The sequence below is a fragment of the Bradyrhizobium sp. SZCCHNR2028 genome, assembly GCF_032380995.1.
Lineage (GTDB): Bacteria > Pseudomonadota > Alphaproteobacteria > Rhizobiales > Xanthobacteraceae > Bradyrhizobium.
This window is the reverse complement of sequence record NZ_JAUHJF010000003.1, coordinates 194,033-214,718: the sequence shown is the minus strand read 5'-3', so window position 1 is coordinate 214,718 and position 20,686 is coordinate 194,033. Positions and strand designations below refer to the sequence as shown.

18 protein-coding genes and 1 tRNA gene are annotated in these 20,686 nt (G+C 65.9%); 13 read left to right on the top strand and 6 right to left on the bottom strand.

The window, feature by feature from the left end:
* Positions 1-88: 88 nt before the first annotated feature.
* Complete coding sequence (locus tag QX121_RS06965) at positions 89-559, bottom strand: hypothetical protein (protein WP_315811513.1); 471 nt, start codon at positions 557-559, stop codon at positions 89-91.
* Positions 560-793: 234 nt separating this feature from the next.
* On the opposite strand from QX121_RS06965, the gene QX121_RS06960 reads away from it, so the two are divergent.
* Positions 794-2,692 (top strand): acyltransferase family protein, encoded by a 1,899-nt coding sequence (locus QX121_RS06960; RefSeq protein WP_315811512.1) that lies wholly within the window; start codon positions 794-796, stop codon positions 2,690-2,692.
* Positions 2,693-2,698: 6 nt separating this feature from the next.
* On the opposite strand, the gene QX121_RS06955 is transcribed toward QX121_RS06960, so the two are convergent.
* Positions 2,699-4,588 (bottom strand): acyltransferase family protein, encoded by a 1,890-nt coding sequence (locus tag QX121_RS06955; protein WP_315811511.1) that lies wholly within the window; start codon positions 4,586-4,588, stop codon positions 2,699-2,701.
* 372 nt (positions 4,589-4,960) lie between these two features.
* Here QX121_RS06955 and QX121_RS06950 point away from each other — a divergent pair, with 372 nt between their 5' ends.
* From QX121_RS06950 to QX121_RS06935, 4 genes are all read left to right on the top strand, one after another.
* Positions 4,961-5,755 carry a hypothetical protein gene (locus QX121_RS06950; protein WP_315811510.1) on the top strand — a complete coding sequence of 265 codons (795 nt, stop codon included), beginning with the start codon at positions 4,961-4,963 and terminating at the stop codon, positions 5,753-5,755.
* A 158-nt stretch (positions 5,756-5,913) separates the two neighbouring features.
* Positions 5,914-6,534, top strand: a complete 621-nt coding sequence (locus tag QX121_RS06945; RefSeq protein WP_315811509.1) for a TMEM175 family protein — start codon at positions 5,914-5,916, stop codon at positions 6,532-6,534.
* Positions 6,535-6,955: 421 nt separating this feature from the next.
* Positions 6,956-7,029, top strand: a tRNA-Gly gene (locus tag QX121_RS06940).
* Positions 7,030-7,128: 99 nt separating this feature from the next.
* On the top strand, positions 7,129-7,596 hold the full coding sequence (locus QX121_RS06935; RefSeq protein WP_315737550.1) for a hypothetical protein: 468 nt from the start codon (positions 7,129-7,131) through the stop codon (positions 7,594-7,596).
* A 76-nt stretch (positions 7,597-7,672) separates the two neighbouring features.
* Here QX121_RS06935 and QX121_RS06930 read toward each other — a convergent pair whose 3' ends face one another.
* The 3 genes from QX121_RS06930 to QX121_RS06920 all read right to left on the bottom strand — a co-directional run bounded on the left by QX121_RS06930 (position 7,673) and on the right by QX121_RS06920 (position 9,816).
* Positions 7,673-8,311 carry a hypothetical protein gene (locus QX121_RS06930; RefSeq protein ID WP_315754123.1) on the bottom strand — a complete coding sequence of 213 codons (639 nt, stop codon included), beginning with the start codon at positions 8,309-8,311 and terminating at the stop codon, positions 7,673-7,675.
* A gap of 141 nt (positions 8,312-8,452) precedes the next feature.
* Positions 8,453-8,776, bottom strand: a complete 324-nt coding sequence (locus QX121_RS06925; RefSeq protein ID WP_315811508.1) for a hypothetical protein — start codon at positions 8,774-8,776, stop codon at positions 8,453-8,455.
* 83 nt (positions 8,777-8,859) lie between these two features.
* A complete protein-coding gene (locus tag QX121_RS06920; RefSeq protein WP_315776656.1) occupies positions 8,860-9,816 on the bottom strand; it encodes a LysR family transcriptional regulator in 957 nt (318 codons plus the stop codon).
* A gap of 108 nt (positions 9,817-9,924) precedes the next feature.
* Here QX121_RS06920 and QX121_RS06915 point away from each other — a divergent pair, with 108 nt between their 5' ends.
* The 8 genes from QX121_RS06915 (at position 9,925) to QX121_RS06880 (ending at position 19,149) form a co-directional block, all read left to right on the top strand.
* Complete coding sequence (locus tag QX121_RS06915) at positions 9,925-10,806, top strand: NAD(P)-dependent oxidoreductase (RefSeq protein ID WP_315811507.1); 882 nt, start codon at positions 9,925-9,927, stop codon at positions 10,804-10,806.
* Positions 10,807-10,816: 10 nt separating this feature from the next.
* A complete protein-coding gene (locus QX121_RS06910; RefSeq protein ID WP_315811506.1) occupies positions 10,817-12,346 on the top strand; it encodes an aldehyde dehydrogenase family protein in 1,530 nt (509 codons plus the stop codon).
* Between the two features lie 75 nt (positions 12,347-12,421).
* Positions 12,422-13,378 (top strand): N-carbamoyl-D-amino-acid hydrolase, encoded by a 957-nt coding sequence (locus tag QX121_RS06905; protein WP_315811505.1) that lies wholly within the window; start codon positions 12,422-12,424, stop codon positions 13,376-13,378.
* A gap of 303 nt (positions 13,379-13,681) precedes the next feature.
* On the top strand, positions 13,682-15,283 hold the full coding sequence (locus QX121_RS06900) for an ABC transporter substrate-binding protein (protein WP_315811504.1): 1,602 nt from the start codon (positions 13,682-13,684) through the stop codon (positions 15,281-15,283).
* A gap of 15 nt (positions 15,284-15,298) precedes the next feature.
* Positions 15,299-16,240: an ABC transporter permease gene (locus tag QX121_RS06895; RefSeq protein ID WP_315754136.1), complete on the top strand. Its 942-nt coding sequence runs from the start codon at positions 15,299-15,301 to the stop codon at positions 16,238-16,240.
* The gene (locus QX121_RS06890; protein WP_315811503.1) at positions 16,237-17,154 is read left to right on the top strand and encodes an ABC transporter permease; all 918 of its coding nucleotides are present in this window, start codon (positions 16,237-16,239) and stop codon (positions 17,152-17,154) included. Before QX121_RS06895 ends, QX121_RS06890 begins: the two co-directional genes overlap by 4 nt.
* Positions 17,155-17,188: 34 nt before the next feature.
* Positions 17,189-18,178: an ABC transporter ATP-binding protein gene (locus QX121_RS06885; RefSeq protein ID WP_315737732.1), complete on the top strand. Its 990-nt coding sequence runs from the start codon at positions 17,189-17,191 to the stop codon at positions 18,176-18,178.
* Positions 18,175-19,149: an oligopeptide/dipeptide ABC transporter ATP-binding protein gene (locus QX121_RS06880; RefSeq protein WP_315737560.1), complete on the top strand. Its 975-nt coding sequence runs from the start codon at positions 18,175-18,177 to the stop codon at positions 19,147-19,149. The genes QX121_RS06885 and QX121_RS06880 overlap by 4 nt, the downstream gene beginning before the upstream one ends.
* 974 nt (positions 19,150-20,123) lie before the next feature.
* Here the strand turns inward: QX121_RS06880 and QX121_RS06875 are convergent.
* Positions 20,124-20,498, bottom strand: coding sequence for a hypothetical protein (locus QX121_RS06875; RefSeq protein WP_315811502.1), 375 nt, complete (start codon positions 20,496-20,498; stop codon positions 20,124-20,126).
* Positions 20,499-20,686 lie beyond the last annotated feature (188 nt).

The window sequence follows — 20,686 nt, the reverse complement described above, 5'->3', positions numbered from 1 at the left end:
CCCGGCCGGCTTGGGACAAGCAGAAGCAAAGGGCCGCCCATGAGGTGGCCCTTTTCTCATGGAGGCGGCGTCGCCGATGCGCTGCGGCTCAGATCTTCTGCCCCGCCGGCCCGACGCCGACGTTGATCATGATCCGCTGCACTTCGGTGCGGCCCTGCGGGAACTTGACCTCGAGCGTCACCGTGTCGGTGCCGGCGAAGTCGGCCCTCGACTGATAGAAGGCGATGAAGCCCGGCACCTCCAGGGCGAGGCACTGCTTGTAGTTGGTCGCGCTGACCTTGCCGCGCTTGATCGTGACGGTGCCGTTGCCCGGCGCCGTCAGCAGACGGATGGAGGGAAGGGGGCCGGACGAGCAGTCGGGCTGGACGTTGAGATAGATCCCGACCTGGATCGGCTTGCCGGCGACGCCCTTGGCGTTGCGTTCGACCGTGGTCTGAGCGGGACCGGGCGCGGGAGCAGGCGTCTGGGCTTGCGCCGCGGCTGCGGTGGCTGCCGCCAGCAGCGCCGCGACGGCTATTCCCGCGAACGCTGCCCGCCATTCTCCTCGCAACAGTTTCATCACCGTCCTCAGCCCCGCATGGTCCCTCAGCGCCGCCAGATTGCCGTATTCGAGCTGATCGTTCAACGGATTGCCGAACTTGCGGCCGACTTCAGCAAACTTCCTTCACGTCCGCCACGGCATCGCCGGCGCGGTGTCATCGGATGGGTCCGATGACGTCATGACTGTTTCCCGCTGTTGCCATTCGTGTCTGCGCAACTCGTCCGCCTCGAGGAATGCGCGGAGTGGACGACATTGGAACGCAGTCATCGGGCTGACATCGATGCCCTTCGGGCGATCGCTGTCGTCATCGTCATTCTCTTTCATCTGAAGATCACGGGTTTCGAGGCCGGCTATGCCGGCGTCGACATCTTCTTCGTCATCTCCGGCTATCTCATCACCGGGCAGATCCTGCGCGACGTCGCTGCGCAGCGCTTCTCGCTGTCGGACTTCTATCTGCGGCGGGCGCGGCGCATCCTGCCGGCGCTGGTCACGACGACAGCGGCGACGTTCGCGGTCGGCTGGCTGTTTCTGTCGCCGGAAGCCCTGCGCCAGCTCGCCAAGGAGGCGACGCACGGGCTGCTCTCGATCGCCAACATCCAGTATTGGCGCGAGGCCAGCGCCTATTTCGCACCGAGCGCGGATCAGTTGCCGCTGCTGCATTTGTGGTCGCTGTCTGCGGAGGTCCAATTCTACGCGCTGGCGCCGCTGCTCCTGATGTGGGCCGGTACGCGTCGGCATGTGTTCCGTGCCATTGCGGCGATCGGGTTGTTGTCCTTTGCCGCGGCCGCACTCTGGTTGCCGCGCGACCCAGAGGCCGTGTTCTTCCTGACGCCGTTCCGGGTGTTCGAATTCGCGCTCGGCGCGCTCGCCATTCCGCTCGAGGCCCGCCTGGCAGCGTCGCCGCGCGCACGCCTGCTCGCCGCCGCCTGTGGCGATGTCGTCCTGGCCGGCAGCCTCCTCGTGATCGGCCGCTATCAGTCCCTTGCGGGCGTCGCCGCGCTGCTGCCCTGCATCGCCACCGCTGTCATCATCGCGGCCAACGCGCCGACATCGCTGGTGATGGTCCGCCCGGTTCGCGTCGTCGGCGCCGCCTCCTATTCGCTGTATCTCGTGCACTGGCCAGTGATCTTCTTCGTCCGTTTCATCTTTGGCGATGCGGCGCAGACCGCGGCGGGACAGGCGGCGCAGCTCGCGCTGATGGCGGTGCTGACCACGCTGATGTTCGTCATCGTCGAGCGGCCGCTGCGGCGGCTGCCGTGGCCGAGGGGCGCGCAGGTGGCGAGCTTTGCGACCGTGCTCATCGTGGGTGCCGCGCTCACCCATGTGACGTTCCGCGCCAACGGCGTCGTGTCGCGGCTGCCGGACGACCAGCTCGCGCTGTTCCAGCTGCAGGGCTTCGGCCTCAACAAATGCGGCCGCACCTTCGGCCGTCTCTGCGCGTTCGGCGATCTCGACGGCACGCGCGGCGTCGAGCTGCTCGGCGATTCCTATGTCCAGCAATATGTCGCCGCGCTCGATGCGACGCTGAAGGCGCGCGGCATGATCGGGCACGTCTCCACCATGAGCGGATGTCCCACGCTCGCCGGGCTCACCGCGGAGGGACCGCGCGCCCAGGTCTGCGCCGAGCTGCGCGACAGCGAGCTGCCGCGGATCCGGCAGTCGCAGGCCGATTTCGTCGTGATCGGGCAGGCGTGGCAGCATTATCTCGATCTCGGCGATGGGCCGGCAGCGCAGGCCCGCAACGCCGCGGTCGCCGCTCATCTTGCCGAGACGATCCGTCTGCTCGACCGGCCGGGCCGGCATTTCCTCGTCGTCGGCGGCCAGGTCCGTCCGGTGAATTGCGCCTTCGATCAGCTACGCATGCTGCCGGGGCCGCGCTGGCATGCGCCCGCCAAGCCGTGCGATGCCGTGCCGAAGAGCGAGGCGGTGGCGACCAACCGCATCATCGATGCCGTCCTGTCGGAGGCGATCAGGCCGTTGGCCAAGGTGACGCTGCTCAGGCCCTCGGAGGTCTATTGCGACCAGGATTGCCCGGTCGTGGAGGGGGGCGTGTGGCTGTTCCAGGATGCCGGCCATTTCACCGTGGCAGGGGCCCAGCGCATGGGCGAGCGCGCCGCGCCGGTGTTCGCGAGGTTCTTGTCGGACGACTAGGTGGCGCTATTCGCTATCGGTTGCGGCGCTTGCGGCCGCGGCCAATGCCGGCGACGCCGCGACGATCCGTGCGCCTGCGAGCTCCGAGCCCTGCGCCGTGAGGTGACCATCGTCCCAGGCGAGCGGCGCGCCGTCGGTGGTCTGGAGCACGCAATCTCCTGCCGGACACAGCAGCGCGAGCAGCGAAACGTATTCGGTCTGCGCCACGTCCGTCAGCAGCGTGCGCATGAAGTCGTCGACCTCGCCGAGCAGATCCAGCATGTGCCCGTCGGTACCGACGCCGAACCGCTTCGCCGCGATCAGCAGATGCGGCAGCGGACGATCGAATTGCGGGCCCGGCCCGACCACCACCACCTTGCTGCCGGTGTCCGCAATCGCCTTGATCGTGGCGAGCAGGCTCGCCTGTGCGGCCGGCGTCGTCGCGGTGCGCGTCCAATTGCCCGAGAGCACGACGATGTCGGGCGTGAGCTCGCGCACCAGCCGAGGCAGCCGGCGGTTGAAATTCGTGCAGGCGGCGGACTGGCCCGCTTCGGCGTGAGGGACGCATTGCGCAAGGCTGGCGCGCAGTAGCGAGGCCTGGGGCATGGCTCGCGTCAGGCCATGGATGAGGTGAGCGGCGTGACTGTCGCCCCACACCAGGATGCGCGGGCGCGGGCCTTTGGCAAGGCATGACGGCTGCAGCGCCTCGAACGTCTGGCCCGGATCGAGGAAGCAGGTGCCGCTCTCATAGACGGACTTATGATCGTAGCTGATGAATTCCGCTATCGCCCGCTCCCGCGGCGAGAAGCGGGCGGGAAAGCCGGCAAGTCCGATGATCGAGAGTGACGCCAGCAGCACGACCGATGCGCTCGCGACCAGCGCGCGCGCCGCGATCGGCGACTGCGCGCGCCTCGCCGGCTGCTCGATCAGATAGAAGCTCGTCAGCGCCAGCACGGTGCAGGCTCCAAGCAGCGCCAGCTTGTCCGCGATCGAGCTCGGCGGACCCCAGACGGCCGTCGCCAGCGAGACGACGGGCCAGTGCCAGAGATAGAGCGAGTAGGACCACAGCCCGATCGCGATCATCGGTTTGACCGCGGTCAGCACGGCCTTGCTCGGGGTCGGATTGGCCCAGATCACGGCGGCGGCGCCGAGGCACGGCAGCAGCGCGGCCGTGCCGGGATAGGGCGTGTGCGGCGAGAACAGGTTGACGGCGGCGGCGAGTGCGGTCCAGCCCAGTGCTGCCACCGCAATCCTGAGCCGTTGGCTTTGCGGTGCCGGCAGGGCTTCCACGGCCAGCAGCGCGCCGAGCGCGAGCTCCCAGACCCGGGCCGGCAACAGAAAGAACGCGGCGGCGGGTTGCAGCCGGGTCTGGATCACACAGAGCAGGAACGAGGTCGCGCAGACCGCGGCGAAGCTCGCAAGCATCAGCGACCGCCGCAGCGCGAAGGCGGCGAGCGCCAGCATGGGGAACAGCAGATAGTACTGCTCCTCGACCCCGAGCGACCAGGTGTGCAGCAGCGGCTTGGTGATGGCGGCGGCGTCGAAATAGCCCTGCTGCGACCACAGCAGGATGTTGGAGCAGAAGACGAGGACGGCCAGCGCTTGGTGCGCCACGGACACTGCATCTCGCGGCAACAGGATCACGCTGGCGCCGAGCAGGGTGACGCACAGCATCGCGAGGGCGGCGGGCAGGATGCGCCGGGCGCGGCGCCGGTAGAACGCCGCGAACGAGAACGTTCCGGTCCGCACCTCCGCATGAATGATCCGCGTGATGAGGAAGCCCGAGATGACGAAGAAGATGTCGACGCCGACATAGCCGCTGCGAAACGGCGAGATGTCGTAGTGGAACGCGATCACCGAGATCACTGCGAAGCCGCGCAGGCAGTCGATGTCGGGACGATAGTCGGTTGCGCTCAATGGGTCTGTCCGGACGCTCGCATCTGGCGGCGGCCGTCAATGCCCAACGGTCGCCGCACGCGGGCGACCCTGTTAGGCTCCGATTGCAACCGCATTGAGGGATTCCTGCGGCACGGTTGATCGTGCAAACAGGACACAATGCCATCGAATTGACATCGCAGCGGGAATCCGCGGCGTGCCTTCACAGACTTGCCTCAATGGCGTGATGGCCTTGTCGGAGTTCATGCGTCGAGCGAGCGTGTCATGCGTACATTGGGGCGGAAGGCCGGCTGGGCCGGATTGTTGTGCGGCGTTGTTCTATTTCAGATTGTAGTTGGCGGTTCGCTTGCGCGAAGCGCCGAGCCGGGCGGCTCCTCACCATCCGCAGGCGAGGTGGCCAAGGATCAGGGCAAGGACAGCGGGCCGTTCGGCGGATGCGAGCCGATCGGGTTGACGGCATCGGGCGAGCTGGTGTTCCCGCTGGAATGCAAGAAACTGATCAAGAAGCCGGCCGAGGCGCCCGTTGCCGAGGACAAGATCCCTGCAGACGACAAGACCGCGTCGGTCAATCCCGGACCGTCCGTTCCGAGCCAAGCTGCCAGCGCCGACATTTCGGCCGGTCCCGAGGTCAAGCCTGCCGCGGCTGCGGAGGCGGCTGCGACGACATCCGCCGCCTCGGCTGAGCCGAAGCAGGCCGCAGTTACGGACAAGCAGGATGCGGCTCCGAAGGCCGCCGCAGCAGAGCCAGTCGCCGGCAAGCCGTCCCTGACCAAGCCGTCCGTGAAATCGCCGTCGACGGCGGCGGCAGCAGCGACCAAGCCGTCCTCTGCCAAGCCGTCCTCCGCCAAGACGGTCGCGGCCAATCCGCCCGCGACGACGCCATCCCCAGCCAGGGCCTCATCGGGCAAGCCGTCCTCCGGCAAGGCGGCCCAGGCGCAGGCCGTTGTGGTCGCCGTCAGGGATGCAGCGGTCAAGGATGGCGGCAGGACATCGCGCATGGTCGCCAGCCGGCCGATGATCGTGATGGCGAGGCCTGCGGCCGCAACCCCGACCGCGGCCCGGCTGCATCCGGAGGACAAGCCCCGGCTGCGCACAGCGGGTGTGCCGGCCTGCGTCCAGTTCCGCAGCTACAACCCGGCGACGCGCAGCTATCGCGGCTTCGATGGCCATATCTATGCGTGCCGGTGAGGGCTGCCGCTCGATCGCCGGTTTGGTCTGGAGGGCGGCGAGTGACGTGACAGCCTGCCGCCCAAGGGCGGCAGCGAGGTCGGGCGGTGCGGCGCCGGAGCTGCTATAGAACGTGAGTCTTCATCTCCGTTCCCCGCCGCGGTCGCTTCCGATTCGACATGACAGAGCCTCAGTCCCACCTGTTCGAGATGCGCCGGCTGGAATCGCTGTCCAACACCATCTTCGGTGTGGCGATGACGCTTCTCGCCTACGACCTGCCGAAGCCCAATTTCGCGCATATGCCCGGCTGGATCGACCTGGCGCATACCTATTCCGGCCGTCTCGCCGGGCTGGTCCTCAGCTTCATCATCGCCGGCGTGTTCTGGATCAGCCACCACCGGCGGCTGGCCCGGCAGCCGTTCGCGGGCCGGCCCGTGGTCATCCTGAATCTGTTCTTCCTGTTGTCGATCGTGCTGCTGCCGGTGACCAACGGGCTCTACGGCGGCTACAGGCTGAGCAGCGCGGTCGCCGTCCTCTATGGCCTGCATCTGACGATCATTGCGTCGCTGAACGCCGCGCTGTGGTGGCTCGCGCTTCCAAGCGGCCGCCATGCCGAGATCGCCGGCGCGATCTTTCCCGTCATCGTGTTCGTGCCGGGCATCGTGATCGCAGCGCTTGCACCGGAGTACGTGCAGTATTTCTGGATGCTCGGCTTCGGCGGCTTCCTGGCGCGGCGGTTCGTCCGCAGTGAGCCGGAGCCCCCGGCACCGTCCGCCGGGGAACGGGCGGAGGTGCCATAAAAAACGCGGCGAGCCGTGAGACCCGCCGCGCTTCCGTTCTTGAACTCGCTGGTCCAGGGCCGAGACCGCCCCGTTGCCAAGCCGCGATGGCGCAATCCGCTGACGAATCACGCCCTCAAACGTCGCTCATGAAGAGCCGCTCAGCGGGCGATCCCAGCGAGGTGACAGCGCTTGGTGAAAGACACTGGATCACCTCCTTTCGTTGTTGATGGTCACGCCAATATAGGACGGTCCGGCCGGCGAGGGTAGGGGCAGATTACGGAACCGGGCCGCCGCCGGCGTGCCGCGCCGCGGTCTCGGTGTCGTGCGCTGCCATCGCTTCGGGCCGTTCCATCAGGCCCGATCCGGGACCCATCCGCTTCGAAACCCCGCCCCGAAGAGGTTGAGACCCGCCGCGGACCATGTTAGGGAACGCCCTGATGCGGGTGTAGCTCAATGGTAGAGCAGCAGCCTTCCAAGCTGAATACGAGGGTTCGATTCCCTTCACCCGCTCCAGTATTTTCAGCCACTTAGCCAAAGGTAGGTTCTCTTTGGTGGCAAGTATGGTGGCAACCATTTTACCTGACGATTCATTTTCAAATAGAACACTGACCCATGAGAATCATGCTGGACAGTAATGTGCATGATCTGGTTGCGGCCGATCAGGTTGTGATCGGAGCGATTCAGGAGCGCATCGCGGACGGTCAATTGACGCTCGTTAGCACCCACGTTCAGCGCGATGAGCTGTCGCTGGCTCCAGAGCCGAAGCGCGCTGCTTTGTTGGAGATATACGGACTGGCTGGGAAGGTATCGACAACCGGCGCAATTTGGGACGTTTCAGAGTGGGATGAATGCAGTTGGGGCCGCAATGCAGTCAACGCCTCAATCGTCGCGCACATGGCAGGAAATACGAAGCACGCGGAAGACGCGCTGATAGCTGCAACGGCTGCGGACGAGTCTGATGTTTTGGTAACAAACGAAACCCGGCTCGCCGCAAGAATTCATCGCGCCGGGTTTTCGGTCAAGGTTTGGTCGTGGAGTGAATTCGTCGGGTGGTTGACTGTTTGCCGGCCCGAACTGTGACCTCTTACTTGTTAGCCGTCACCACCGCTGCGTCAACGCCAGCCAGCATGACGCCGCACTAGATTTGGCCTGGTCGCTACGAACTCCACGTCAGCCCTTTAGCTGGTAGCCAACCTTCCCAATCCGGAGGCAGTTGGGAATAGCTCGCTTGTTTTCTGTAGCTCCCAACGACGGGTATCAGGTTGTCGCAGGAGCAGAACTTGTCGACGACAGCTTCCTTGATGGCATGAGCGGCTCTCTTTCCCAGTCTGGCTTCTTCGCTGCGGAACCTTGTCCAAAGCAAGACTTCGATGAACTCATGGACGAGAACGCTGTTGAAATCCAATCCCTTCATTTCCGGATAGCTTACGACCAACCGCGGCGCCATCGATGCGCCATTGTGCGACCCGCCCGGACCAAACTTGGTGACATGGACGCGCACGACCTTTGGCAACTGTCGCGTAAGCTGCGCAACGAAATCGGAAGCAAATCGATCCTCCACCCGCCGCCATGACTGCACGACGCGCTCCAAACTGGCGCCCGGCAAGTCGTGACGCACGATCGCGTCGCGCAGTCTCTCATCTGAAAACTGAGCTATACCTTGCTCGATCTCCGCTTTGAGTGCATCTGGCCAGGTCACATCATATTTCTCGGTTCGAAAGAATTCGAGATTTCCAAGTTGGAAGCGGACGTGTGAGGCCTCGTCTTCGATCGTTGAAGAAAAGCGGAACTCCATGATGGCTACCTTCGTGAAACGCCAGTTGAACGACCGTCGACCGGAGCCGACGTGCCCCGATGCAAGGGTTCAATTCCCTTTATTTCAAATATTTCCAGCTCCGAGAAGCCGTTGCAGCGTCGGTCACATTGGCCGAATCGCCTAGTCGCAAGAGACGCGGTTGCCCATCCGTCGGCACGTCCTGCCGTCGCTGAAGTAGGTCGTGTTTCCGATCGTATGCGCCGACGTGCCGTCGCTGTAGTAGGTGTGATTGTCGATCTGCTGCGAGCTGCTGCCGTCGTTGTTGTAGGTGAAGCGCCCGATCTGCTGTGACGAGGAGCCGTCGTTCCAATAGGTGTTGTTGCCGATCCGCTGCCCCGAGGTCCCGTCGTCGCACAGGATCTGGTTGCCGATGAACTGGCAGGTCTCGGCCTGGGCCGCTGTCGCCGCCCACAGGCCGAACGCGATCGCGAGAACGTTGCGCATGAGGTCGATTCCCGAAGTTGCAACATCCAATCGCAACCCACGTGCGAGCGCAACGGAAAACGATCCGCGGTGATCTGCGCGGATCAACGTCCGGCGCCGCGCGTCCTGGTCTTGCCGGCGGCTCCGCCGACCCGGAACGCCCGCATCTGGCCACTCAGGAAGCGCAGCAGGTGACCGGCGGCATGCGGCAGCTCGCGGCCGCGCCGGGTGATGACGCAGGCTTCGCTCGAGGCCAGCAGGCGGTTGTCGACCGGCACGGCAGCGAGTGAGCCGTCGGCAAGATCGGCGGCGATCGAGAAGGCGGGCAAGAGCGTCAGGCCGAGGCCGCTCTTGACGAAGTGGCGGAGCACGTTGATCGAGCTGGTGGTCAGCTTCGGCGACAGAGCGATACGTTCGGCGGCCTCCGCCATCGCCACGATCTGGCGGGTGCCGTAGCTCGGATGCATCAGTCCGAGCGGGTGGTCGGCGAGCTCGCGCAGGCGCAAGGGACGGCCGAGCCGCGCCAGCGCGTGATCCGGCGGCATGATCGCGCACAGCGGCTGCCGGCTCGCGGTGGCGATCCGGATGCGGGGATCGGCGCCCGGATTGAACACCAGCCCGATGTGATGGCGATCCTCGGCAACGGCATTGACGACCTCGTTGGTGCCGGCGAGATCGAACGCCATGGTGAGGTCGGGATGGCGCTGCCAGAACCGGCCGAGCGGGCCGGACATCAGGTCGCTAACGAAACCCTCGCCGAGCACGATGTCGACATGGCCGCGCTTGAGGCCCTGCAATTCGCGAAGCTTGGCGACGGTGTCGGTCTGGTCGGCCTGCCATTGTCGGAAGCGCTCGACCAGCAGCGCGCCGGCCTCGGTGGCGCGGATGCCGCGGCTGAGCCGCTCGAGCAGGGTCAGGCCGAGCTCCTTCTCCAGCAGTGCGATCTGCCGGCTGATCACCGACGCGTTGACGTCGAGCGCTTCCGCGGCGGCGCGCACCGAGCCGAGGCGGATCGCCTCGTGCAGATAGTGCAGGCGGTGGTGATCGAGCAGGGCGGACATGGCTTCGGAAACTGTTGACCTCAGGGCAACACTAGCGGCGGAGGGCGCTGATGTCTGCCCCGGAATCGTGCGGCTACGCTGCCGAGGCAAATCCTGGCAGGAGGCCTCGTGACCCCGATCGGCATCATCGGACTTGGCAAGATGGGGCGCGGCATGGCGCTGACGCTGAAGGGTGCCGGCTTTGCCGTCACCGGCTATGACGCGCTCGCCGCGACGCGCGCGGCGCTGGCGGCCGAGGGCATCGCGATTGCCGACGGCATTGGCGGCGTGATCGCCGCCGCCGACATCGTCATCCTGTCGCTGCCGACCGCCGGCATCGTCGCCGATGTCGTGGAGGGCGCCGGCGGCATCCTCGCGCAGGCCAGGGCCGGTGTCATCATCGTCGACACCTCGACCTCGCATCCCGAGACCTCGCGCCGGCTCGCAGCCCTTCTCAAGGCGCGCGGCATGGGCTTCGTCGATGCGCCCGTCAGCGGCGGGCCGAAGGGCGCGGCGGCGGGCACCATGACGATGGTGATCGGTGCCGACGGCGATGATCTTGCGCGCGTGCTGCCGGTGCTGGAGCGGATGAGCGCCAAGCGCGTCCATGTCGGCGGCGTCGGCGCCGGCAACGTCGCCAAGATCGTCAACAATCTCCTCTGCGCCGCGCACCTGCTCACCGCCGCGGAGGCGCTGCGCATCGCCGATGCGGCGGGCGTCGATGCCGAGCGGCTGCTGGAAGGTCTGAATGCCGGCTCCGGCCGCTCCGGCGTCACGCTCGTCAACGTGCCCAACTGGATTCTCAACGGCGCCTTCGACTCCGGCTTCACCATGCAGCTGATGCGCAAGGACGTCAGGCTCGCGGCGCAGTTCATCGGCGAGCTCGGACTGTCGCTGCCGATGGCCGCCGACACCGCGCGCATCTGGGCGGACAGCGCCGCCAGCATCGCCGACACCGATGATTTCAACCGCATCGTCGAGCTGCAGCTCGGTCCGATGCCGAAGCCGTGAGCGTGCCGCCATGACCCATTTCATCGATCCCCGCCTGCGCGCCGCCACGCTGCCGTTCTGGCCTGACTTGGAGGCCGTTGGTTCCCATGTCGGCGGTGACCTGATCGTCGGCGATGGCGCGACGGTCTCGGTGAATGATCCCGCCACCGGCAGATTGCTGTTCACCTATGCCGATGCCGGTGCCGACGTGGCGGCCAAGGCGGCTGCTGCTGCGGGGGCGGGGCAGGCGGAATGGGTGAAGCTGACCGCCGCGGGCCGCGGCCGCGTGATGCAGGCGGTGGCGCGGGCGATCCTCGCCGCGGCCGAGCCGCTGGCGCATTTGGAAGCGCTGTCCGCCGGCAAGCCGATCCGCGACACCAGGGGCGAGGTCGCCAAGGTCGCGGAGATGTTCGAGTACTATGCCGGCTGGGCCGACAAATTCCACGGCGACGTCATCCCGGTGCCCTCAAGCCATCTCAACTACACGCGTCGCGAGCCGATGGGCGTGGTGCTGCAGATCACGCCGTGGAATGCGCCGATCTTCACCGCGGGCTGGCAGATCGCGCCAGCGATCAGCATGGGCAACGCCGTGCTGCTCAAGCCCTCGGAGCTGACGCCGCTGACCTCGCTGGCGCTGGCAGGCATCGCCGAACGCGCGGGCCTGCCGAAGGGCGTCGTCAACGTGCTCGCGGGTTTCGGCCACACCACGGGGCAGGCGGCGCTGGCGCAGCCTGCGGTCAAAAAGGTCGTGTTTGTCGGTTCGGTGCCGACCGGGCGGCTGATCGGCGAGGCTGCGGCGCGCAGGCTGTTGCCGTCGGTGCTCGAGCTCGGCGGCAAGTCCGCCAACATCGTGTTCGCCGATGCCGATCTCGAACGCGCCGCCGTCGGCGCGCAGGCCGCGATCTTCGGCGGCGCCGGACAGAGCTGCGTCGCCGGCTCCAGGCTGCTGGTGCAGGGCGCGGTCTATGACCGCTTCGTCGATCTGGTCGCGAAAGGCGCGGCGAAGATCAGATGCGGCGATCCGCTGTCGGCGGACACCGAGATCGGTCCGATCAACAACGCCAAGCAATATGATCACGTGCTGTCGATGATCCGTGAAGGCGCGGCCGAGGGGGCCGAGGTCGTCGCTGGCGCAACTGGCGTGGCGCAGGACGGCGGATATTTCGTCAAGCCGACCGTGCTCAAGAACGTCACCAACGCCATGGGCATCGCGCGCAAGGAGGTGTTCGGTCCGGTCGTCGCCGCGATCCGCTTCGACACCGAGGCGGAGGCGATCGCGATCGCCAATGATAGCGAGTTCGGCCTCGCGGGCGCGGTGTGGACCAGGGATGTCGCGCGCGCGCATCGCGTCGCAGCACAGGTCAAGGCCGGGACGTTCTGGATCAACGCCTACAAGACCATCAACGTCGCCTCGCCGTTCGGCGGCTACAACAACAGCGGCCATGGCCGCTCCTCCGGCATCGAGGCGCTCTACGAATACACGCAGGTGAAGAGCGTGTGGGTCGAGACCGCGGCCGAGCCGGCCGTGGCGTTCGGCTACGCGCCGGGCTTGCGCGATTGAGCCGGCATGGCATGATCGGTGCAAGAGCTGCGCGCCACGGAACGATCACTTAGTTCCGAAATAAGGAACGGAAACATGCCGCGCTTCGTCAACGTTGCCATTGGTCAGCTCGGCCCGATTGCCAAGAACGAAACACGCACCGCGGTGGTTGCGCGACTGATGGCGTTGATGCGGCAGGCGCACGCCAATGGCTGCGACCTGATCGTCTATCCCGAGCTGGCGCTGACGACGTTCTTCCCGCGCTGGTACATGGCCGATCAGGCCGAGATCGACCTCTATTTCGAGCGCGAGATGCCGGGGCCGGAGACGCAGGCCTTGTTCGCGCTCGCGAAGGAGCTGCGCATCGGCTTCTGCCTGGGCTATGCCGAGCTGGCGCTCGAGGACGGCATCGTACACCGCTACAACACGGCCATTCTCGTCGACAAGGCCGGCGCGATCGTCTCGAAATACCGCAAGGTGCATCTGCCGGGCCATGCCGAGCACGAGCCGTGGCGCAAGTTCCAACATCTGGAAAAGCGCTATTTCGAGCCGGGCAAAAGTTTCGGCGTCGCCAGCGCCTTTGGCGGCGTGATCGGCATGGCGATCTGCAACGACCGCCGCTGGCCCGAGACTTATCGCGTCATGGGCCTGCAGGGCGTCGAGATGGTGCTGATCGGCTACAACACGCCGGTGCACAATCCGCCCGCACCGGAGCATGACGACCTTTCGCTGTTCCACAACCGCCTGGTGATGCAGTCCGGTGCCTATCAGAACGGCACCTGGGTGATCGGCGTCGCCAAGGGCGGCATCGAGGAGGGCATCGACCACATCGCCGGCAGCTGCATCATCGCACCCTCGGGCGAGATCGTGGCGGCCTGCGCCACCAAGGGCGACGAGATCGCGCTGGCGCGCTGTGACCTCGATTTGTGCAGATCCTATAAGCAGACGATCTTCAATTTCGACGTCCACCGCCAGCCGCAAGCCTATGGCATGATCGTCGAACGCAAGGGCGAGCGGCTGATGGCGGATGGCTCGCCGGTGCGCAAGCCGTGATGCGGCCAGCTGGCACACTGCGTAGGGTGGGCAAAGGCGCAGCCGTGCTGTTTCCAAATGTGAGACCGCAATGGCGCCGTGTGCACCGTCTTGCGGCGGAGTGTGCGGCGCGATGGTGGGCACGGCGCCACGGTGACCTCGGACGTGGAGGGATTATCGCATCGCCTTTGCCCACCCTACGGCACCTGCGCCCTTGCGCCTCATGCCTCATTTGCGTTCAAATGAATCCCCTTCGCGCGCATGGCATGGGCCTTGCTTACAATTTCGGCAATTGAACTCAGGCAAGTTGCATCAGGAGAGAACATGGATCGCAGAACGGTATTGAAGGGATTGGCGGGCGCGAGTGGCCTGGCGCTGACGGGGTTCGCGGCGCCGGCGATCGCGCAAGGCGCGTCCGCACGGACGCTGCGTTTCGTGCCGCAGGCCAATCTCGCCAATTTCGATCCGATCTGGGGCACGCAATATGTCGTGCGCAACGCGGCCGCGATGGTGTGGGATACGCTGTACGGCATCGACGACCAGTTCGTGCCGCAGCGCCAGATGGTGGAATCCGAGCAGGTGTCCGACGACGGCCTGACCTGGACCTTCAAGCTGCGTCCCGGCCTGAAATTCCACGACGGCGAGCCGGTGCTCGCCAAGGACGTCGTCGCCAGCCTCACGCGCTGGTCGGCGCGCGATCCGATGGGGCTGATGCTGAAGGCGCTGCAGAACGAGCTCACGGCCGTCGACGACAAGACCTTCAAATGGGTGTTGAAGCAGCCCTATCCGAAGATGCTGTTCGCGCTCGGCAAGGGCAATGCGCCTTGCGCCTTCATCATGCCCGAGCGCATTGCGCAGACCGACCCGTTCAAGCAGATGTCGGAATATGTCGGCTCTGGCCCGTTCAAGTTCGTCAAGGGCGAGTGGGTGCCGGGCGCCAAGGCCGTGTTCGAGAAGTTCACCGACTACGTGCCGCGCCAGGAGAAGCCGGTGTGGCTCGCCGGCGGCAAGCAGGTGCTGGTCGATCGCGTCGAATGGGTGATCATGCCGGATCCCGCGACCGCGGCCGCCGCGTTGCAGAACGGCGAGGTCGACTGGTGGGAGAACCCGATCACCGATCTCGTGCCGGTGCTGAAGGGCAACAAGAACATCGGCGTCGACATCGGCGATCCCCTGGGCAATGTCGGCTCGTTCCGCATGAACCACCTGCATGCGCCGTTCAACAACGTGAAGGCGCGCCAGGCGATCCTGATGGCGATGAGCCAGGAAGATTATATGCGCGCGCTGGTCGGCGACGACAACGCGCTGTGGAAGCCGCTGCCCGGCTTCTTCACGCCGGACACGCCGCTCTATACCGAGGCGGGCGGCGACATCCTCAAAGGCAAACGCGATTTCGCGGCGGCCAAGAAGCTGCTCGAGGAGGCCGGCTATAAGGGTGAGCCGATCACCTGCGTCGTCGCGCAGGACCAGCCGATCACCAAGGCGTTCGGCGACGTTACCGCCGATCTCCTGAAGAAGCTCGGCATGACCGTCGACTTCGTCGCCACCGATTGGGGCACCGTCGGCGCCCGCCGCGCGCAGAAGACGCCGCCTTCGCAAGGCGGCTGGCACATGTTCCACACTTGGCACGCAGGCGCCGACTGCATCAACCCGGCCGCCTACACCGCGCTGCGCGCCAATGGCGACAAGGCCTGGTTCGGCTGGCCGACCAGCGAGCCCGTGGAAAAGGAGATCACCAACTGGTTCGCCGCCAAGTCGCTCGACGAGGAGAAGGCGGTTGCCGCGCGCATCAACAAGGCCGCGCTCGACGACGTCGTGTTCGCGCCGACCGGCTTCTTCCTCGGCTACACCGCGTGGCGCAAGAACGTCTCCGGCGTGACCAAGGGGCCGATCCCGCTGTTCTGGGGCGTGTCGAAGACGGCGTAAAGCGAAAGACGTCTCATGCTCGCTTATGCGCTCCGACGAGTCCTGTCGACGCTGCCGGTGATGGCGATCGTCGCGCTGTTCGTCTTCAGCCTGCTGTACATCGCGCCGGGCGATCCGGCCGTTGTCATCGCAGGCGACCAGGCGAGTCCGGCCGACGTCGAGCGCATCCGCGCCAATCTCGGACTGGACCAGCCATTCCTGGTCCAGTTCGGCAGTTGGGTGTGGCGTCTGCTGCACTTCGATCTGGGCACCTCGATCTTCACCAACCTGCCGGTGTCGGCCCTGATCGCCCAGCGGATCGAGCCGACCTTGTCGCTGATGATGGTGACTTTGGTCCTCACCATCATCGTCGCGGTGCCGCTCGGCGTCATCGCGGCGTGGAAGGCAGGGACCTGGATCGACCGCATCATCATGGCCTTTGCCGTGTTCGGCTTCTCGGTGCCGGTGTTCGTGGTCGGCTACATCCTGGCCTATGTGTTCGCGCTGAAGTTCGACTGGCTTCCGGTGCAGGGCTACACGCCGCTGGCCCAAGGCGTCTGGCCGTGGCTGCAGAACCTGATCCTGCCGGCGGTCGCGCTCGGCTGCGTCTACATCGCGCTGATCGCGCGCATCACCCGCGCCGCGATGCTCGAGGTGCTGCAGCAGGACTATATCCGCACCGCGCGCGCCAAGGGGTTGGGGCAGGGTGGCATCCTGTTCATTCATGCGCTGAAGAATGCCGCGGTGCCGATTGTCACCGTGGTCGGCATCGGCATCGCGCTTCTGATCGGCGGCGCCGTCGTCACCGAGAGCGTGTTCGCGATCCCTGGTCTCGGCCGGCTCACCATCGATGCGATCCTGCGCCGTGACTATCCGGTGATCCAGGGCATCGTGCTGCTGTTCAGCTTCGTCTACGTGCTCGTCAATCTCCTGATCGACATCACCTACACCCTGGTCGACCCGAGGATCCGCTATTGACCGCCACGACATCCACATCGCCGCCGCCGGGCCTCGTCCTCGCCCCTGTTCTGCCCGACCTGATGGTTGCGCCGAAGATCCGGCGCGGCGCCGTCGGCTTCCTGCGCAACCATCCGACGGTGGCGATCGGCGGCGCGCTGCTGCTGCTGCTCGTCATCATCGGCGTGTTCGCGCCATTCCTCTTCACCGTCGATCCCACCGCGATCGCGCCGGCCAAGCGAACGCGGCTGCCGTCGCCGGATTTCTGGTTCGGCACCGATGCGCTCGGCCGCGACATCTATTCCCGCGTGCTCTATGGCACCCGTGTCTCGCTCACGGTTGGCCTCGCGGTGGCGCTTGGCGCCTCCTTGATCGGGCTCACGATCGGTCTCGTCGCCGGCTTCGTGCGCTGGGCCGACGGCGTGCTGATGCGCTGCATGGACGGGCTGATGTCGATCCCGCCGATTTTGCTGGCGGTGGCGCTGATGGCGCTGACGCGCGGCAGCGTCGGCAACGTCATCCTCGCCATCACCATCGCCGAGATCCCGCGCGTCGCGCGGCTGGTGCGCGGCGTCGTGCTGTCGTTGCGAGAGCAGCCCTATGTCGATGGCGCCGTCGCCTCGGGCACGCGCACGCCGATGGTCATCCTGCGCCACATCCTGCCGAACACGACCGCGCCGATGCTGGTGCAGGCGACCTACATCTGCGCCAGCGCCATGATCACCGAGGCGATCCTCTCCTTCATCGGCGCCGGCACGCCGCCGACCATTCCGTCCTGGGGCAACATCATGGCCGAGGGCCGCGCGCTGTGGCAGGTCAAGCCCTACATCGTGTTCTTCCCGGCGGCGTTCCTGTCGGTCACCGTGCTCGCGGTGAACCTAGTCGGCGACGGCCTGCGCGACGCGCTCGACCCGCGCATGGCGAAGAACCCATGAGCAGCGCAGTCAGAGACCGCCGGGAGCTCAAATGATGCCATTGCTCGAGGTCGAGAATCTGCAGGTTCATTTCCGCACCCCCACCGGCATCAACCGCGCCGTCGACGGCGTGTCGTTCCACGTCAATCCCGGCGAGACGCTCGCCATCGTCGGTGAATCCGGCTGCGGCAAGTCGGTCACGTCGATGTCGATGATGCGCCTGATCCCGGAGCCGCCCGGCAAGATCGCCGGCTCCATCCGCCTCGAGGGCAGGGAGATCCTGACGCTCTCCGACCGCGAGATGCGCGCGCTTCGCGGCAACGACATCTCGATGATCTTCCAGGAGCCGATGACCAGCCTCAACCCGGTGCTGACGGTTGGCCGCCAGATCGGCGAGACCTTGCGGCTGCATCAGGGGCTCGACCAGGCGCAGGCGGAGGCGCGCGCGGTGGAGATGCTGACCCTGGTCGGCATCCCCGAGCCGGCACGGCGCGTGCGCGAATATCCGCATCAGCTCTCCGGCGGCATGCGCCAGCGCGTGATGATCGCGATGGCGCTCGCCTGCAATCCAAAGCTCCTGATCGCCGACGAGCCGACCACCGCGCTCGACGTCACCATCCAGGCGCAGATCCTCAAGCTGATGCTGGAACTGAAGCAGCGCGTCGGCGCGGCGATCATCCTGATCACCCATGATCTCGGCGTCGTTGCCGAGGTCGCCGAGCGGGTGATGGTGATGTATGCGGGCCGCAAGGTCGAAGAAGCGCCGGTGAGGGAACTGTTCCGCAGCCCCCGCCATCCCTACACGCAGGGCCTGCTCGGCGCGCTGCCGAAGCTCGGCTCGTCGCTGTCGGGCGAGATCAAGCGGCTCGCGGAGATTCCCGGCCAGGTGCCGGACCTCAAGCAGCGCATCGAGGGCTGCGTGTTCGCCGGCCGCTGCGCGCTTGCCACCGATGTGTGCCGGCAATATGCGCCGGGGCTGGAGCAGAAGGCGCCGCACCACATCGCTGCCTGTCACTTCGCCGCCAAGGAGCAGGCCGCCGCATGAGCGCTCCCTTGCTGCAGGTCAACGACCTCAAGAAGCATTTTCCGATCCGCAGCGGCCTGTTCGGCCGAGCCAAGAGCCGGGTGCACGCCGTCGACGGCGTGTCGTTCGAGATCGCGCGCGGCGAGACCCTGTCGCTGGTCGGCGAATCCGGCTGCGGCAAGTCGACCGTCGGCCGCGCCATCCTGCGGCTGTTCGACATCACGGCCGGACAGATCGTGCTCGACGGCCTGCGCATCGACGATCTCGGCCCGCACCGCCTGCGCGAGATGCGCCGCCGCGTGCAGGTCGTGTTCCAGGATCCGTTCTCCAGCCTCAATCCGCGGATGCGCATCCGCGACATCCTCGCCGAGCCGATCAACAATTTCGGCCTCGCCAAGACTGCGGCCGAGCGCGATGCGCGCATTGCCGAGCTGATGGAGATCGTCCGGCTGCCGCGCGACGCCGTGAACCGCCGCCCGCACGAATTCTCCGGCGGCCAGCGCCAGCGCATCGGCATTGCACGCGCGCTCGCCGCCAAGCCCGACCTGATCGTTTGTGACGAGGCGGTGTCGGCGCTCGACGTCTCCGTCAAGGCGCAGATCGTCAACCTGCTGCAGGATTTGCAGCGCGAGTTCGGCCTCGCGCTCCTCTTCATCAGCCACGACCTCGCCATCGTCGAGCACATGACGCACCGCGTCGCCGTGATGTATCTCGGCCGCATCGTCGAGCTCGCCCCGCGCCGCCAGATCTTCGCGTCCCCCGGCCATCCCTACACCAGGGCGCTTCTCTCAGCCGTCCCAATTCCCGAGCCCGGCGCCGAGCGCACCCCGATCATTCTCAAGGGCGATGTTCCCAGCCCCGTCAACCCGCCCAAGGGCTGCCGCTTCAACACCCGCTGCCCGCTCGCATTCGACCGCTGCCGAGTGGAGGCGCCCGAGCTGCGTCTGAAGGGCGAGGACCAGTGGGTGGCGTGCCATCTGGAGAATGTGTAGTTGTAGTCGTGTAGGCGCTACGCGGCGAAAGCCGCGCAGCGACGTGCCCACCGCCCGGTGCGAATGACAGCTTGACGCACGAGACCGTCGCGCCAATCGTCGTTGCAAGCGCAGCGAAGCAATCCAGAATTGTTCCGCGGCGGCAGTCTGGATTGCTTCATTGCGCTCGTCATGACGGAGGAGAGATGGTGCGTTTCTCGCGCGGATCTGTCTGGGTGCGGCGCGTAGCCCGCATGGGCGATAGCCGGCGCGCGGGACGCGCGTCGGCGCCAGTGACATGCGGGGTCTCACGTGCCGTGTCGGTGAACCCGGATGTCGCTGCGCTCATCCGGGCTACGTGGCGACTGATCCGCGTCTCCGCTCTCCCGCCAACCTCCGTTGTCGTCCCGAGCAAGCCACGACGGCGCGAAGCGGCGGCAGGGCGCCGACCCGAGACCTATACTCCGTAAAGGCCATTGGGCTGCGGACGGCGGGCCATCTCGTGTCACCAATCCCCCGTGGTTATGGGTCCCTGCGTACGCCGGGAAGACAGCGGAGTTTTGGGAGGCTGCGAGACTCTGCGGCGAGCGGCCGCGATGCGCGTGGGGGACCCTGGGACCCATCGGCCGCACCGGCCTCGTCAATCGACGGCACGCGGCCCCGTCTCCAGCGGTGGAAGGCGGCATCGCTGCGCCGCGTGCCGGCGCTGCACCCCATGTTTGAGGAACGGTACCACAGCCGTGCCCGGTTCCGACCAGCCGTCGGCTCACCGGGGTACGGCCTCGGCCGCTTTAGGCTGCAAGCGATCGACTGAATTTCGTCCAATAGAACGTCGCAAAGCGCGATCTGCGACAACAGGGTGGCCTCTGTCGATTGGAGCGACGTCGGCCGATCGAGGCGCAGCTTTGCTGCGCGGAGTCTACTTAGCGATTTCAATACAGCCTGATTGGACAGGTCGCCGCCTCGAATATCGGTCATTTTTTTCTGCACCACGACTACACCAGACCCGTCGCATCAGGACCGATTTGGTTCAAAGCAATCGGTATGCCACGAAGGGGGCCGGGAGCGGACAACGCGACCTTGCGGATCCCTCCGGCGTCTGCAAAGCAGCGCCCAGGGACATCAATTGGCGGTTTGCAGTCGGTTCCGAATTTAGAACCTGGCACGTTGAGTTGACGATTTGCGTGCCTGATTGGCAACTTATCGCTTTTGGTCGAGCGATTGGCGACCTGCTGATAACGTATTGCAGTCGTGCCAGACTGGAAGATGATCGCTGTGCCCGGCGAGGGGATGACCTGGTGCACTGCCACTGAACTGGTAATCCCTACAAGATAAGTAATAGAATGCAACGTGACCGTCTTGATAAGCATGATAAGGACTCACTTCATATCGCCTCATATCGACAGGCGTGTGGACGTTGCCAGGCTCGCGTTGTGACAAGGTCATAAGTTCATCGCTTCGGTGACCTGCTTCGCAATATCGAGTATCTCAAGCGCCCAGCGTCGACGGTTGGGGGCGCTTGTCTTGATCACCTGATCCCCATTCCCTCAAAGCCGTC